Source organism: Streptomyces tirandamycinicus, from assembly GCF_003097515.1.
Classification (GTDB): domain Bacteria; phylum Actinomycetota; class Actinomycetes; order Streptomycetales; family Streptomycetaceae; genus Streptomyces; species Streptomyces tirandamycinicus.
In genome coordinates this window covers 6,011,024-6,024,120 of sequence record NZ_CP029188.1, presented here as the reverse complement: position 1 = coordinate 6,024,120, position 13,097 = coordinate 6,011,024, and the positions used below count along the sequence as shown (strand labels likewise).

Annotated in this window: 12 protein-coding genes; 3 read left to right on the top strand and 9 right to left on the bottom strand. The window is 74.4% G+C overall.

Annotated features, from left to right (window positions below; all coding sequences use genetic code 11):
- Window positions 1-61: 61 nt before the first annotated feature.
- Together DDW44_RS26285 and DDW44_RS26280 are read left to right on the top strand one after the other, a co-directional pair.
- Window positions 62-553, top strand: coding sequence for an NUDIX domain-containing protein (locus DDW44_RS26285; protein ID WP_027732338.1), 492 nt, complete (start codon window positions 62-64; stop codon window positions 551-553).
- Between the two features lie 152 nt (window positions 554-705).
- Window positions 706-1,422 carry an SIR2 family NAD-dependent protein deacylase gene (locus DDW44_RS26280; protein ID WP_027732337.1) on the top strand — a complete coding sequence of 239 codons (717 nt, stop codon included), beginning with the start codon at window positions 706-708 and terminating at the stop codon, window positions 1,420-1,422.
- A 108-nt stretch (window positions 1,423-1,530) separates the two neighbouring features.
- Here the strand turns inward: DDW44_RS26280 and DDW44_RS26275 are convergent, their stop codons facing one another.
- The 6 genes from DDW44_RS26275 to DDW44_RS26250 all read right to left on the bottom strand — a co-directional run bounded on the left by DDW44_RS26275 (window position 1,531) and on the right by DDW44_RS26250 (window position 8,833).
- A complete protein-coding gene (locus tag DDW44_RS26275; RefSeq protein WP_108907985.1) occupies window positions 1,531-2,025 on the bottom strand; it encodes a methylated-DNA--[protein]-cysteine S-methyltransferase in 495 nt (164 codons plus the stop codon).
- 45 nt (window positions 2,026-2,070) lie between these two features.
- A complete protein-coding gene (locus tag DDW44_RS26270) occupies window positions 2,071-3,552 on the bottom strand; it encodes an AlkA N-terminal domain-containing protein (protein WP_206307290.1) in 1,482 nt (493 codons plus the stop codon).
- Window positions 3,553-3,815: 263 nt separating this feature from the next.
- The gene (locus DDW44_RS26265) at window positions 3,816-5,213 is read right to left on the bottom strand and encodes an LCP family protein (protein ID WP_244224115.1); all 1,398 of its coding nucleotides are present in this window, start codon (window positions 5,211-5,213) and stop codon (window positions 3,816-3,818) included.
- A gap of 375 nt (window positions 5,214-5,588) precedes the next feature.
- Complete coding sequence (locus tag DDW44_RS26260; protein WP_027732335.1) at window positions 5,589-5,972, bottom strand: hypothetical protein; 384 nt, start codon at window positions 5,970-5,972, stop codon at window positions 5,589-5,591.
- A gap of 714 nt (window positions 5,973-6,686) precedes the next feature.
- Window positions 6,687-7,205 (bottom strand): O-acetyl-ADP-ribose deacetylase, encoded by a 519-nt coding sequence (locus tag DDW44_RS26255; RefSeq protein WP_108907983.1) that lies wholly within the window; start codon window positions 7,203-7,205, stop codon window positions 6,687-6,689.
- 209 nt (window positions 7,206-7,414) lie between these two features.
- Window positions 7,415-8,833: a phytoene desaturase family protein gene (locus DDW44_RS26250; RefSeq protein ID WP_108907982.1), complete on the bottom strand. Its 1,419-nt coding sequence runs from the start codon at window positions 8,831-8,833 to the stop codon at window positions 7,415-7,417.
- 84 nt (window positions 8,834-8,917) lie between these two features.
- Between DDW44_RS26250 and DDW44_RS26245 the strand changes: the two genes are divergently transcribed.
- Complete coding sequence (locus DDW44_RS26245) at window positions 8,918-9,718, top strand: nucleotidyltransferase family protein (RefSeq protein ID WP_108907981.1); 801 nt, start codon at window positions 8,918-8,920, stop codon at window positions 9,716-9,718.
- Between the two features lie 212 nt (window positions 9,719-9,930).
- Here DDW44_RS26245 and DDW44_RS26240 read toward each other — a convergent pair whose 3' ends face one another.
- The 3 genes from DDW44_RS26240 to DDW44_RS26230 form a co-directional block, all read right to left on the bottom strand.
- Complete coding sequence (locus tag DDW44_RS26240; protein ID WP_017944410.1) at window positions 9,931-10,788, bottom strand: inositol monophosphatase family protein; 858 nt, start codon at window positions 10,786-10,788, stop codon at window positions 9,931-9,933.
- Between the two features lie 223 nt (window positions 10,789-11,011).
- The gene (locus DDW44_RS26235; RefSeq protein WP_108908953.1) at window positions 11,012-11,632 is read right to left on the bottom strand and encodes a TetR/AcrR family transcriptional regulator; all 621 of its coding nucleotides are present in this window, start codon (window positions 11,630-11,632) and stop codon (window positions 11,012-11,014) included.
- A 5-nt stretch (window positions 11,633-11,637) separates the two neighbouring features.
- Complete coding sequence (locus DDW44_RS26230) at window positions 11,638-13,065, bottom strand: amidase (protein WP_108907980.1); 1,428 nt, start codon at window positions 13,063-13,065, stop codon at window positions 11,638-11,640.
- Window positions 13,066-13,097: the final 32 nt, after the last annotated feature.

Sequence of the window (13,097 nt, the reverse complement as noted above, 5' to 3'; positions counted from 1 at the left end):
ACCGGCCCGGACTCCGCCGGTGCCCGACGGCGGCCCTCGCGCGCCCACTACGCTTCCCCGGGTGACCACCGACACATACGCTGCCTACGTCGCCGCCCTGCCCCGTGTTCTCTCCGGGGCAGCGACCCTCTTCCGGGACGCCGGCGGGCGGGTTCTGCTCGTGGAGCCCAACTACCGTGCCGGGTGGGGTCTTCCGGGCGGGACGATCGAGTCCGACGCCGGGGAGACGCCCCGGGAGGCCGCACGGCGGGAGACGCTGGAGGAGATCGGCCTGGACATCGAGCCGGGGCGGCTGCTCGCCGTCGACTGGGTCCGTGGCCCCGGGCGGCCGCCGATCGTCGCGTACGTCTACGACGGCGGGGTGCTCGACGACGAGCGGTTCTCGGCGATCCGGCTCCAGGAGGAGGAACTGGTCGCCTGGAAGCTGGTGCCGCGGGAGGAGCTCACCCGGTATCTCCTCGGTTCGCTCGGCCCGCGCGTACTGGCCGCGCTGGACGTCCTGACGGCGGGAACCGCTCCGGCGGAACTGGTCGACGGCAGCCCGGTGAGCTGAACCGCACCGATCGGGGCGGCCGCGGCAGGCCGGGCTGCCCGAACCGGGCCCGGGCCGGGCGCCGCACCGCGACTCCGCGGCGGCGGGCACAGCCGCGGGGGCGGGCCGAAACCGGGTCGCCCGTCCCGCGATCCGCTGCGTACGCTCGCGACATGACCATGGTCGCGATTCTCAGCGGAGCCGGCATCTCCACCGACTCCGGCATCCCCGACTACCGCGGGCCCAACGGACTGTGGCGACGCGACCCGGAGGCCGAGAAGCTGGTCACCTACGAGCACTACATGTCCGATCGGGACATCCGCCGGCGCTCATGGCGCATGCGCCTCGACGGCCCCGTCCTGCACGCCGAGCCGAACGCCGCGCACCTCGCCGTCGCCGAGTTCGAGCGCAGCGGGCACGCGCTCCGGGTGATCACGCAGAACGTGGACGGACTGCACCAGAGGGCGGGTGTGCCGGACCGCAAGGTGCTCGAACTGCACGGCACCGCGCGAACGGTGGTGTGCACCGGCTGCCAGGCCCGCTCGCCCATGGCGGACGCTCTGGAGCGGGTGAGGGCCGGTGAGGCCGATCCCGCCTGCACCTCCTGTGGGGGGATCCTGAAGTCGGCGACCGTCATGTTCGGCCAGAGCCTCGACCCGGTGGTGCTCGGCGAGGCCATGGGCATCGCCAAGGCCTCCGAGGTGTTCATCGCGGTGGGCTCCAGCCTCCAGGTGCAGCCCGCCGCGTCGCTGGCCGGGATCGCGGCCGAGCACGGAGCGCGGCTGATCGTCATGAACGCGGAGCCGACGCCGTACGACGAACTCGCCGACGAGGTCGTCCGCGAGCCGATCGGCACCGCCCTGCCGGAGTTGCTGCGGCGGCTGCGCTGACCGCCTGCCGCGGGTGGCGCGGGCGGAGCAGGTGGCGCAGGTGGGGCCTTCACGGCAGGAGCTGCCGGGCCGGACATGCAGGAGTGGCCCCGCCGCCGCGGCCGCCCCTCAGAACAGCCCGTCGTCGGGCACACCCCGCTCGAAGGCCAGCAGCCGCTGCTTGCGGTCCAGCCCGCCGCCGTAACCCGTCAGACTGCCGGAAGCCCCGACCACCCGGTGGCAGGGGACGATGATCCCGATGGGGTTCCTGCCGTTGGCGAGGCCGACGGCGCGTGAGGCGCCGGGGTTGCCGAGCGCCCCGGCGAGCTCGCCGTAGGTCCGGGTCTCGCCGTAGGGGATCAGCAGCAGCTGCTCCCAGACGGTGCGCTGGAAGGGCGTGCCCGCGAGATGAAGCGGCAGGTCGAAGCGCTTCAGTTCGCCGGTGAAGTAGGCGTCGAGCTGGCGGATCACCTCGCGGAAGGGGCGGGGATCGGGGTCGCCGAAGGTCTCCTCGCCGGGGCGGTGCCGCTGCCGGGTCATGTACAGGCCGCTGAGGACGGAGTCGGTGGCGACGAGGGTGAGCGGGCCGTAGGGACTGTCGGTGACGGTGTGGGTGCGGTTCATTAGAGTTCCTCGGCTTGCTGGGCTTGCTGGGCCTGCTCGGCTTGCTCAGACAGGGAGTCGGTTGATCGGGTGGTCGCCGGTGGCCCAGAGGTACTGGACGGCGTAGGCGCGCCAGGGGCGCCAGGCGGCGGCGCGGGCGGTGAGTGCGGCGGGCGTCGACGGCAGGCCGAGGCCTGCGGCGGCGTGCCGGACGCCGAGGTCTGTGGGCAGGAACGCGTCGGGGTCGCCGAGTGCCCGCATGGCGATGACCTCCACGGTCCAGGGGCCGAAGCCGGGCAGCTCGGAGAGCCGGGCGCGGGCCTCGTCCCAGTCGCTGCCGGGACCGAGGCGGAGCGTGCCGTCGGCGAGCGCCCCGAAGAGTGTGGTGAGGGCGGTCCGCCGGCTGCGCGGGAACGCGAGGCGCTCCGGGTCGACGGCGGCCAGCGCCCCGGGTTCGGGGAAGAGGTGGGTGAGGCCGCCCTCGGGGTCCTGCACGGGCGTGCCGTGGGCGGTGACCAGCCGGGCGGCGTGGGTGCGGGCGGCCGCGGTGGAGACCTGCTGGCCGAGGACGGCCCGTACCGCGAACTCCGCGGCGTCGGCGGTGCGCGGCACGCGCCGCCCCGGCGCCTTGTCGACGAGCGGCGCGAGCAGCGGGTCGGTGCGGAGCTGGTCGTCCACGGCGACGGGGTCGGCGTCCAGGTCGAGCATCCGCCGGCAGACGCTGATGGCGAAGGTGAGGTCGCGGTGGTCGGTGAGGGACAGCCGGCATCCGATGTGGTCCGGCCGCGGGGTCAGGGACACGATGCCGGGGCCGTTCGGCAGCGTGAGTGTGCGGCGGTACGCGCCGTCCCGCCACTCCTCCACCCCGGGTACGGCGGTCGCGGCCAGATGCCCGAAGAGGTTGTCGGGGTTCAGCGGCGTGCGGAACGGCAGGCGCAGCGTGATGACGCCCGGTGCCGCCGGGAGCGGCGCTCCGCCGCGCCGGGTCGCGGCGCGGTTCCGCAGCTCGCTCGGGGCCAGCGCGAACACCTCGCGGACGGTGTCGTTGAAGGTCCGGATGGAGGAGAAGCCCGCGGCGAACGCCACGTCGGCCATGGGCAGCGCGGTCGTCTCCGCGAGGATCCGGGCGGTCTGCGCGCGCTGTGCCCGGGCCAGTGCGAGCGGTCCCGCGCCGACCTCGGCGAGGAGCTGCCGCTCGATCTGCCGGGTCGAGTACCCCAGGCGGGCCGCGAGGCCGGTCACGCCCTCCCGGTCGACGACCCCGTCCTGGATCAGGCGCATCGCGCGGGCGACGGCGTCGGCGCGGGCGTTCCACTCCGGCGATCCGGGGCTGGTGTCCGGGCGGCACCGCTTGCAGGCCCGGAACCCGGCCTGCTGGCAGGCCGCCGCACTGGGGTAGAAGGTCATGTTCTCGGCGCGCGGGGGAACGGCGGGGCAGCTGGGCCGGCAGTAGATGCGGGTCGTCAGCACGGCGGTGAAGAACCACCCGTCGAACCGCGCGTCCCTGGACCGTACGGCCCGTACGCAGCGCTCGGTGTCGGTGTGCATGGACGGGTGCACGTCGGAAGGCATGGCTCCAGCATCGGCCATGGTGGGAGCGGGCGCTGGCGAGAAAGCGACATCACGGCGGGGAGGGGGTGCGCCCCCGCTCCCCGCCCGGCCCGGTGCGCGTTCCCGGCGCCCGGGCACGCGCCGGGGCCGGGAGCCGTGGGGCCGACGCGGCTCCACGGCCCGCCGCTCGTGCCCCGGCAGACGTCCCCCGTCCCCCGTCCCCGCAGGTCGTGCCCCGTCGTATCCGTCAGCCGTACCCGTCAGCCGTCCATCGCCGTCCCTGCCGAAGTCGAAGTCGGCGTCGGCTTCGGCTTCGGCTCTGGCGTCGGCTCCGGCTCCGGCTCCGGCGAACCCGAGCACCGGAGCCGGTCCGCGGTGACCGGGGCGCCCTCGGCGAAGTTGCGGTCGTAGGTGACCGTCTTGACCAGGACGGGGTCGGAGCCGACGGTGACGTCGAAGACGGCGTCGGGGCGGGTTTCGGCCCGAAGGCGGGCACCCGGGAGGGCTGCGGCCAGGGTCGCCGCGTCGGCTTGGCGCCCCTCCGGGAAGGTGATCAGCGGCGGGCCCGCGGGCCGCTCGGCGGGAGCGGAGGCCGAGGTGTCCGTCACCGCGAACCCGCTGCGCCGCAGCGCGGTGGCGACCTTCGCGTCGTCGACGCGCACCGCGATCCGGACGGGGTCGGTCTCGGCGCGGGTCTCCGGTACGGGGAGGATGCGGCTGTCGCCGGTGATCGGGCGGTCGGCGCGCAGCGCGTCCCACAGGGCCCGGGAGCGCGACTCGTGCCAGAGCAGCGTGGAGCCGACGCCCGGCACACGGTGGTCGAAGTGGGAGATCGGCACGGTGGCGAACTCCATCCGGCCGGCCGGAAGCCGCCCCAGGGTCCAGCCGATGCCGATGAGGTCGTTCATGCCGGTACGGTCGTCCGTTCGAACGGACCTGAGCAGTCGGCGTGCCGTGTCCGCCGCCTTCACGGGGTCGGCCAGCGCTCCACGGGCGGTCAGCCCTTCGAGCATCTCGGCGAGCATGCGCTGCTGGCGGCGGACCCGGCCGAGGTCCCCCGGCGGGTCCAGGTGCCGCGCCCGGGCGTAGCCGAGGGCCCTGTTCCCGTCGAGGTGATGCGTGCCCGTGGAGATGTCGAGGCCCGATTTCCCGTCCTTCAGCGGCTTGTCGGTGCACACGGTGGCGCCGCCCAGGTCGTTGACGGCCTGTTCGAATCCGGTGAAGCCGGTCTCCAGGTAGTGGTCGATGCTCAGGCCGGTGGCCTGCTCGACGGTGCGCACGGCCAGCGGACCGCGCCCGATCCTGAAGGCTCCGTTGATCTTCCCTCGGGGGGCCGCCCCGGTCGTGCCCTCGGGCGCGGCGTACTCGACGTAGCTGTCCCGTGGGATGGAGACGACGCTCGCGCGCCGCCGGTCCTCGGAGAGGTGGACGAGCATCATCACGTCGGTGCAGTCGCAGCCTTCCCCGCCGACGTGCAGACGACGCTTCTCGGCCTTCGACAGTCCGGTGCGGCTGTCGATGCCGACGATCAGGATGTTGGTGCCGCGGCCGGTGTCCCGTGCGGCGGGCACCCCCGCGGCGGGGTCGGCCTGGGCACCGAGCCAGGGCCAGGAGGCGAGGCCGGCCAGCACGGTCAGTCCTGCGGTCAGACGGCGCATCAGACACCCCCGGGAGGAATATCGTTGAATACGCGTGACGTTAACCGGACGATCGGCGGGGTCGGGGTCGGGCAGCGGGGGCGCGCCGACCCGAGGGGCTGCGGTCACCCACGTTGGCCAACGGGACGGGCCCGTACGCCGTCCGCGCTCGCCCCCGAACGGCAACGTCGGCCTCCAGGACCCGATCGTGGTCCTGGAGGCCGACGTCACGCGAGGCCCCGGATTGGCCGGCAGCATCCGGATGCGGTCGGGGCCGTCAGCGTGTTCCGCGGGGCGGAGGACCTACGCGTCGCCGCGTGGGCCTCGGCCCCCGGTGCGCACCGGGCTGCTCCGGGCAGCGAGCCGGAGCAGCCCGGCTACCGGGTACGGCCGATGTCAGACGCAGATACTGCCGGCGCAGACGTTGACGTTCGTGGGCAGTACGGTCCTGCCGTAGCGCGCCAGGGTCGTGATGGCCGTGGTCTCCAGCGCGCCGATCTGGACGGTGACGGGCGCGTTGACGTTGTTGTTCGCGACGTTGGCCAGCGCGGCCTGGAGACCGTTGATCTGGGTGCCGTTGAGGGCGCTGATGCCGCCGATGTTGATGGTGGTGCCGTTGAGTACGTCGTTGACGGTGATGACACCGGAGCAGTTCACCCCGATGCTCTGGTTGGCGCAGGTGTACGGGTGCGATGAGGATGCGGACGCGGCCGGAGCGAACAGTCCGCCGGCCAGGACGGCGGCTGCGGCGGCTGCGGCGACGCGAGCGATCTTCGGCACAAGCACTCCTTTCGTCTTCGCCGTTCGTCGGCGAAGGAACCAATGGGTATGGGCTCCGACCGGGGGAATCCGGCGGGCCGCGGAAAACTCTGGCAGAGCCTCGACCAGAATTCAGCACCCGCTCGCCGCCTTCTCACCGGTAAAGGCTTTGATATTCATGTGACAGGATTTTCGAACAAAACGCCGTGAATGACGGGCGACTCCAAACACGATTGCGGGCGTGGACACGACGGTTTCGCTCTGCGTCTCCCGGCAGACGCCGCGACTCGCTCGCATCAGGGCATGTCGTGGGCATGCCCTGCCTGGCGGCAGCACCCGCGCGCGTCGCCGGGGTTTCGAGAACGCCGCCGCCGAAATGCGGCGCCGACCCGGAATAGGCGCCGGAACCGCGGACGGAAAACCCGAGGCCCGGCCAATCACCGCACGGTCCGCAATGGCGCCGGGTGACCATGCGCGGTATAGGTGCCGGTCGACCGTACGGAATATCCGCCGGACCAAAATTCATCGCCGCCTCGCCCCGTAATGCGAGGCCCTCTCGCCGTTTTGAAGCCGCGGTTCACATCGCCCCGATCGACGCCCTCGCCGAGCCCGTGACCGGCGGGAATCTCCATCCGGCAAGGCACCCGCCGAGGGCACCCTCGGCGGTGCCGCCGCCCCCGGAAGCCCGCTGGCGGTGAGTCAGGCGCAGTCGGCCGATCCCACCGCGGTCCCGGGTCAGCCGAGGTGCCGGGCGAACGCCTGGTACGCCGGGTCGTCGAACAGGACGAACCTCACCTCTTCCACGGCGGTCGGGGTGCCGCGTACCGTCTCCAGCGCGATGCGAGCCGCGTCGTCCATCGGCCACCGGTACACGCCGGTGGAGATCGCCGGGAACGCGACCGTACGGGCGCCCAGTTCGTCGGCGACGCGCAGGGACTCCCGGTAGCAGGAGGCGAGCAGGGCACCGCGGTCCTCCGTTGCGCTGTGGACCGGGCCCACGGTGTGGATGACCCACCGGGCCGGCAGCCTCCCGGCGGTGGTCGCGACCGCCTGGCCGGTCGGCAGGCCGCTGCCGTAGTGGGAGGCCCGCAGCCTCCGGCACTCCTCCAGGATCTCCGGCCCGCCGCGCCGGTGGATCGCCCCGTCCACCCCTCCGCCGCCGAGGAGGGAGGAGTTCGCCGCGTTGACGACGGCGTCGGCGTCCTGCTCGGTGATGTCACCGCGGACGAGTGTGATCGCGAACCGGCCGGTCATGGTCCCATCATGCCGCTGCCCGCCGTCCGCCGCCGACCGGCAGAAGCGGGAGGGGGAAGGAGGAAGGCGGGCACCGGCGGGACGGACGACGAGGTCGGACCGGAGGGCGGCACGGACGGGAAGACGGCACGGACGGCACCGGCAGGACTGGCGGAACCCGCGAGACTCACCGCACCAACGGGACTCACGGCACTCGCATGACTCGCGGCTCAGCCTTCGCCGCGCAGCTGCCGCCACACCGCCTTGGCGGCGTTGTGCCCCGACATCCCGTGCACACCCGGGCCGGGCGGGGTCGCGGACGAGCACAGGAACACCGCGGGGTGCGGGGTCCGGTACGGGAACAGCGTCGCCTTGGGGCGCAGCAGCAGCTGGAGGCCGTTCGCCGCGCCGCAGGCGATGTCGCCGCCGACGTAGTTGGCGTTGCGCGCGGCCAGTTGCGGCGGCCCGGCGACGGCGCGGGCGAGCACCAGATCGCGGAAGCCGGGGGCGAAGCGCTCGATCTGCCGCTCCATCGTGTCCGTGAGGTCGCCCTCCCAGCCGTGCGGGACGTGGCCGTAGGCCCAGAAGACGTGCTTGCCCTCGGGGGCCCGGGCGGGGTCGACCAGGGTGGGCTGCGCGGTGATCAGGAACGGTGTCCCGGGGACGCGGCCGCCGGATGCCCGGCGGAGCGCGGTGTCGATCTCCCGGCTGCTGGGGCCGATCTGGACCGTCCCGGCGCGGCGGGGCTCCTCGGCGGTCCACGGCACCGGCCCGTCCAGAGCGTAATCGATCTTGAACACGCTCGCGCCGTACCGGTAGCCGTCGTAGGCCCTGCCCAGGCCCGCGATCCGGGCGAGTGCCGTGGGAGAGGTGTCGAACACATAGGCGCGGGCGGGCGGCAGATCGTCGAGGCGCTTGATCTCGGTCCCGGTGTGGATCGTGCCGCCGCAGTCGCGTACGTACGCGGCGAGGGCGTCGGAGATCGACTGCGAGCCGCCGCGGGCCAACGGCCAGCCGACGGCGTGCGCGGCCAGGGCGAAGACCAGGCCGACCGCGCCGGTGCCGATGCCGGTCAACGGGCCGATCACATGGGCGACGAGCCCGGCGAACAGGGCACGGGCCCGATCGTCGCGGAACCGGCGCATCAGCCATGTGGAGGGAGGGAGCCCGTCGAGGCCGAAGCGGGCCAGGGTGAGCGGATCGCGCGGCAGGGCGCTGAGCGGCAGGGACATGAAGTCCCGTACGAGGGTGTCCCATCTGCGGACGTACGGCGTGACCAGCCGGCGGTACGCGCCCGCGTCACGGGGCCCGAAGGATGCCGCGGTCTCCGCGACCGAGCGGGAGAGGACGGCGGCGGTGCCGTCGTCGAACGGGTGGGCCATGGGCAGCGGCGGCTGGAGCCACTGAAGCCCGTACCGGGCGAGGGGCATGGCGTTGAAGGCGGGCGAGCCCGCACCCAGGGGGTGCACCGCCGAGCAGGGGTCGTGCCGGAAGCCCGGGAGCGTGAGCTCCTCGGTCCGGGCGCCGCCGCCGACGGTGTCCAGGGCCTCGAAGACGGCGACCGAGAACCCGCGGCGCGCCAGCTCGGCGGCTGCGGTCAGTCCGTTGGGCCCCGCCCCCACGACGACGGCATCGAGCATCGACGGCACCTTGGGACTCCTTCGTCAGCCGGTGGCCAGGGGATCCAGGATATTCGTCCGGACCGGCACCGGCGCCGGAGGTAGCCTTCCGGGATGGACGAGGTGGTCGCGGCGATGGCGGTCCGGCTGGCGGAGGTGCGGGGCGTGCGCGCGGTCGTCCTCGGCGGCAGCCGGGCCCGCGGGGCGCACCGGCCCGATGCGGACTGGGACCTGGGCGTCTACTACCGCGGCGGCGTCGACGTCGCGGGCCTCGCCCGGCTCGCGGGCGAGCTGACCGGCGGGCCCGTGGAGGTCGCCGGGCCCGGCGGCTGGGGGCCGTGGGTGAACGGCGGTGCCTGGCTGACCGTGGAGGGGCGCCGGGTCGACTGGATCCTGCGCGATCTGGACCGGGTGGAGCGGGTCTGGGCGGACTGCCGGGCAGGGCGGTACGAGGTCGGTGTGCAGGCCGGGCACCCGCTGGGGTTCTGGTCGCCCGCGTACGCCGGGGAGGTGGCCCTGTGCCGGGTCCTCGCCGACCCCGCGGGCGAGGTGACGGCGCTTCGGGCGGAGACGGCGGTGTACCCGGAGCCGCTGCGTGCGGCGCTGGTCGGCGCCGCGTGGGAGGCGGACTTCTCGGTGGCCGCCGCGGCGAAGTCCGCGCCCGGCGGCGACGTGCTGCACGTCGGGCTGTGTCTGTCGAGGGCGTTCGGCGTGCTGGTGCAGTCCCTGCACGCCCACCACCGTCTGTGGTGCCTCAACGAGAAGGGCGCGCTGGCCGCCGCCGCGGCCCTGCCCGCGGCCCCGCCGGACCTCGTCGGCCGGGTCGCGACGGCGCTGCGCGACCTCGGCCCCGAGGCGGTCGCCTCGGCCGCGGACCTGACGGCGGAGATCCGCGGGGCCCTGGCCGCGCCGTGACCGGCGGACCGGGGCCCGGGCACACCCTCCCCGTGTCTCCCGCCCCTGCTCCGTCCCCTCGCTCCGTCCCTCGCCCGTCCCTCCCTCTCGCTCTTCCGCCGGGGCCCCTCCCGCCGGAGCCCCTCCCGCTTCACGCCGGAGCCGGTCACCGGAAAGGGGCAGGGGATCCGGGCACGGGAGAGGCACGGGATCCGGGCCCGGGAGAGGGAGTGCTACTGGGCGCCGGAGGCGAGGAGTTGGTGGACGAACCGTGCCGTCGCCGCGTCCCGCGCGGCCGTGAACGGCAGCGCGTTGCCGCCCGTGACGCGGAAGCGCTCGCCGGTCAGCGTCAGGTCGGTGCCGCCGGCCTCCTCCACGAGGAGCAGCCCCGCCGCGTGGTCCCACGCGTTCTCCCACGAGAAGGCGATGGCGTCGAGCTCGCCGCGGGCCACCGCGAGGTACTCCAGACCGGCGGAGCCGCACGGCCGGGAGTGGACGCCCTCGGCACGGAGCGCGAGCAGGGCGGCCTTCTCCTGGGGGGTCGTGAAGTCCGGGTGGGACATGGCCACCTGGAGGACCTGGCCGGGCTCCGGCGCGCCCGACCGTATCTCCGTGCCGTCGACGCGGGCGCCGTGGCCGCGCACCGCGACCGCCATCTCGTCGAGCGCCGGCGCGTACGTCCACGACGCGAGCACCTCGCCGTGCCGGGCCAGCGCGACGAGCGTGCAGAAGCCCGGGTCGCCGTGGACGAACTGGCGGGTGCCGTCGACGGGGTCGACGATCCACACCGGTGCGTCGCCCCGGAGCGCCTCGCACACCGCCGGGTCCGCGTGAACGGCCTCCTCGCCCACGACCACCGAGCCGGGCAGCAGGGCCGTCAGGGAAGCCGTCAGATGCTCCTCGGCGCTGCGGTCGGCGACGGTCACCAGGTCGTGCGGACCGTTCTTCTCGACGATCTCGTGCACGGCGAGCTGGCGGAAGCGCGGCATGATCTCGGAGGCGGCCGCCTTGCGCACCGCCTCCTCGACCAGGGCGAGGTGTGCGGACTCCCAGGGGTTACCCGTCGTCCCGGACAGAAACTCTTCGCTCATACGTCCAGCTAAGCACGCCGGACCGACATTCCCGCCGCCGCCCGGTGACCGGTCGGCGCACACCTGGCCGACTCCCGTCGACACCGGGGTGAACGCGGGGTGCCGGTGAGGAGGGTCACGCGGTCCGGGACCGGGCGTGGCCCCGCCGCGCCGGCCCGGCCGCGGTTCCGGGCGGGCCGCGATTCCGGGCGGGCCGCGTCACGGCGCGACCGCCCGCACCGGGTCAGCCGGCCCGCTCCGCCTCCTCGCTCAGCGCGCCCCGGACGAGCAGGAGCAGCGCGTCGGTGAGTTCCTCGGCCGGCGAACCGGTGGCGAGGCGGCGGAGCTGGAGTCCGGTGACCAGGGCGACGGTGTGGGCGGCGAGACGGCCGGGCTCCGGGACGCCGAGAGCCGTGAGGATCTGCACGGCGAGGCGGTCGTACGCGGCGAAGCACTCGGCCGCCGCCTCGCGCAGCCGTTCGTCGCGGCCCGCCTGGATGTAGAGCTCGAAGGGCGCGATGTGCTCGCTGTCGAAGACCGTGCCGTCCGCGACCTGGGCGGCCAGCGCCGCCGCGCCGTCCACGTCGACGCCCTCCGCCTCGCCCGCGTCGGCGAGTTCGGTGAAGCGCCGGGTCTCCTCGCGGACGAAGTGCAGCAGCGCCTCGCGCAGCAGTTCGTGCTGGCTGGAGAAGTGGTAGGTGACCGAACCGAGGGAGACCCCGGCCTCCCTGGCGATCCGCCGATTGGTGACCGCGGCGATGCCGTCCTGGCCGATGATGCGCAGGACGGCCCGGATGATGCGCTGCCGGGTCGGGGGTATGGCGGCTGCGGCGGGCTCCGCGGAGGCGCTGGTCTGGCTGGGCATGCGCGTCATTGTTCCACCGGGGCGCTCCACGTCCTCAGCGGGTCGGGGCGGTGCTCGTACCATCGCCGGTCGGCCTCCAACTGCGCGGCGAGCGAGATCAGCAGCTCCTCCGTGCCCTCCGGGCCGAGCAGCTGCGCCCCGACGGGAAGACCGTCGGAGGTGAAGCCCGCGGGGACGTTGACGCCCGGCCAGCCGAGCACGTTCCAGGGCCAGGCGTAGGGGCAGACCGCGGCCATGGCGGCGTTGGTGCGCCAGGCGCCGAGGCCGTCGAAGGTGCCGATGCGGGGCGGTGGTGCGGCGGTGGTCGGGGTCAGCAGCACGTCGTAGGTCTCGAACAGCGCGCCGACCCGGCGGTGCTGGTGTGCCTCGCGGGCGCGGGCGGCCCGCACGATCGGCCCGCCGAGCAGCCTGCCGTTGCGCAGAGCGGTACGGGTACGCGGGTCGAGCAGCGCCGGTTCGGGGTGGCGGGCGGCGAACTCGGCCACTCCCGCCGTTCCCCGGGAGACGAAGCCGAGGCCGATGAGCCCGTAGCGGGGCCGGGCCTCCTCGACGTCGTGGCCCAGCCGGGCGAGCGTCTCGGCGAGACCGGCGACGGCCCGCCGCACCTCGGGGTGGGGCCTGGCACGGCTGAGGGTGAACGGCGGCCGCCAGGCGAGGGCGATGCGCAGCCGGCCGGGTTCGCGGCGGGCGGCGGCCGAGGCGTCCACGGCGCCGGGCCGGTGCGGGTCCCGCGGGTGGGAGCCCTGGACCGCGTCGAGCAGCAGCGCCGCGTCGGCGACGGTACGGGCCAGCGGCCCGTTGACCGTGAGTCCGTGGAAGGCGTCGCTCTGGGGGTGCAGCGAGACGCGGCCGCGCTGCGGCTTGATGCCGACGAGATGGGTCCAGGCGGCGGGGATGCGGATGGAGCCGCCGCCGTCCGAGCCGAGGGCCGCGGGCACCAGCCCCGCCGCGACGGCGGCCGCGGAGCCGCCCGAGGAGCCGCCGGGGGTGTGGTCGGTGGACCAGGGGTTGCGGGTGGCGCCGAAGGCGGGGCCCTCGGTGAACGGCCACTGCCCGAACTCGCAGGAGTTGGTCTTGCCGACGATGACGGCGCCGGCCGCGCGCAGCCGCCGTACCGCCTCGCCGTCCGCGGCGGCCGGGGCCCGCTCTCCGCGGCAGCCGAAGTGGGTGGGCAGCCCGGCCACGTCCGTGTCGTCCTTGACGGCGAGCGGTACGCCGAGCAGCGGTGCGGCCTCCCCCGCGGCGAGCCGCCGGTCGGCGTGTTCGGCCTCGGCGAGGGCGGCTTCGGTGCGGACGTGCCGGAAGGCGTTGAGGGTGTGCCGGCCGGCCTCGATGCGGCCGAGCGCCGCCCGCACCAGCTCCACCGAGGTGGTCTGGCCTTCCTTCAGTTTCCGGGCCTGCTCGGCGAGTCCGGAAAAATCCGCTGTGGACATGACCACCCTGGGCTCCTTATCGTTCGTTCGAA

Coding starts and splice junctions, on each gene's coding strand:
- DDW44_RS26280 (WP_027732337.1), top strand. CDS start 706: ATGACCATGGTCGCGATTCTCAGCGGAGCCGGCATCTCCACCGACTCC.
- DDW44_RS26275 (WP_108907985.1), bottom strand. CDS start 2,025: ATGAACCGCACCCACACCGTCACCGACAGTCCCTACGGCCCGCTCACC.
- DDW44_RS26270 (WP_206307290.1), bottom strand. CDS start 3,552: ATGCACACCGACACCGAGCGCTGCGTACGGGCCGTACGGTCCAGGGAC.
- DDW44_RS26265 (WP_244224115.1), bottom strand. CDS start 5,213: ATGCGCCGTCTGACCGCAGGACTGACCGTGCTGGCCGGCCTCGCCTCC.
- DDW44_RS26255 (WP_108907983.1), bottom strand. CDS start 7,205: ATGACCGGCCGGTTCGCGATCACACTCGTCCGCGGTGACATCACCGAG.
- DDW44_RS26245 (WP_108907981.1), top strand. CDS start 8,918: ATGGACGAGGTGGTCGCGGCGATGGCGGTCCGGCTGGCGGAGGTGCGG.
- DDW44_RS26240 (WP_017944410.1), bottom strand. CDS start 10,788: ATGAGCGAAGAGTTTCTGTCCGGGACGACGGGTAACCCCTGGGAGTCC.
- DDW44_RS26235 (WP_108908953.1), bottom strand. CDS start 11,632: ATGCCCAGCCAGACCAGCGCCTCCGCGGAGCCCGCCGCAGCCGCCATA.
- DDW44_RS26230 (WP_108907980.1), bottom strand. CDS start 13,065: ATGTCCACAGCGGATTTTTCCGGACTCGCCGAGCAGGCCCGGAAACTG.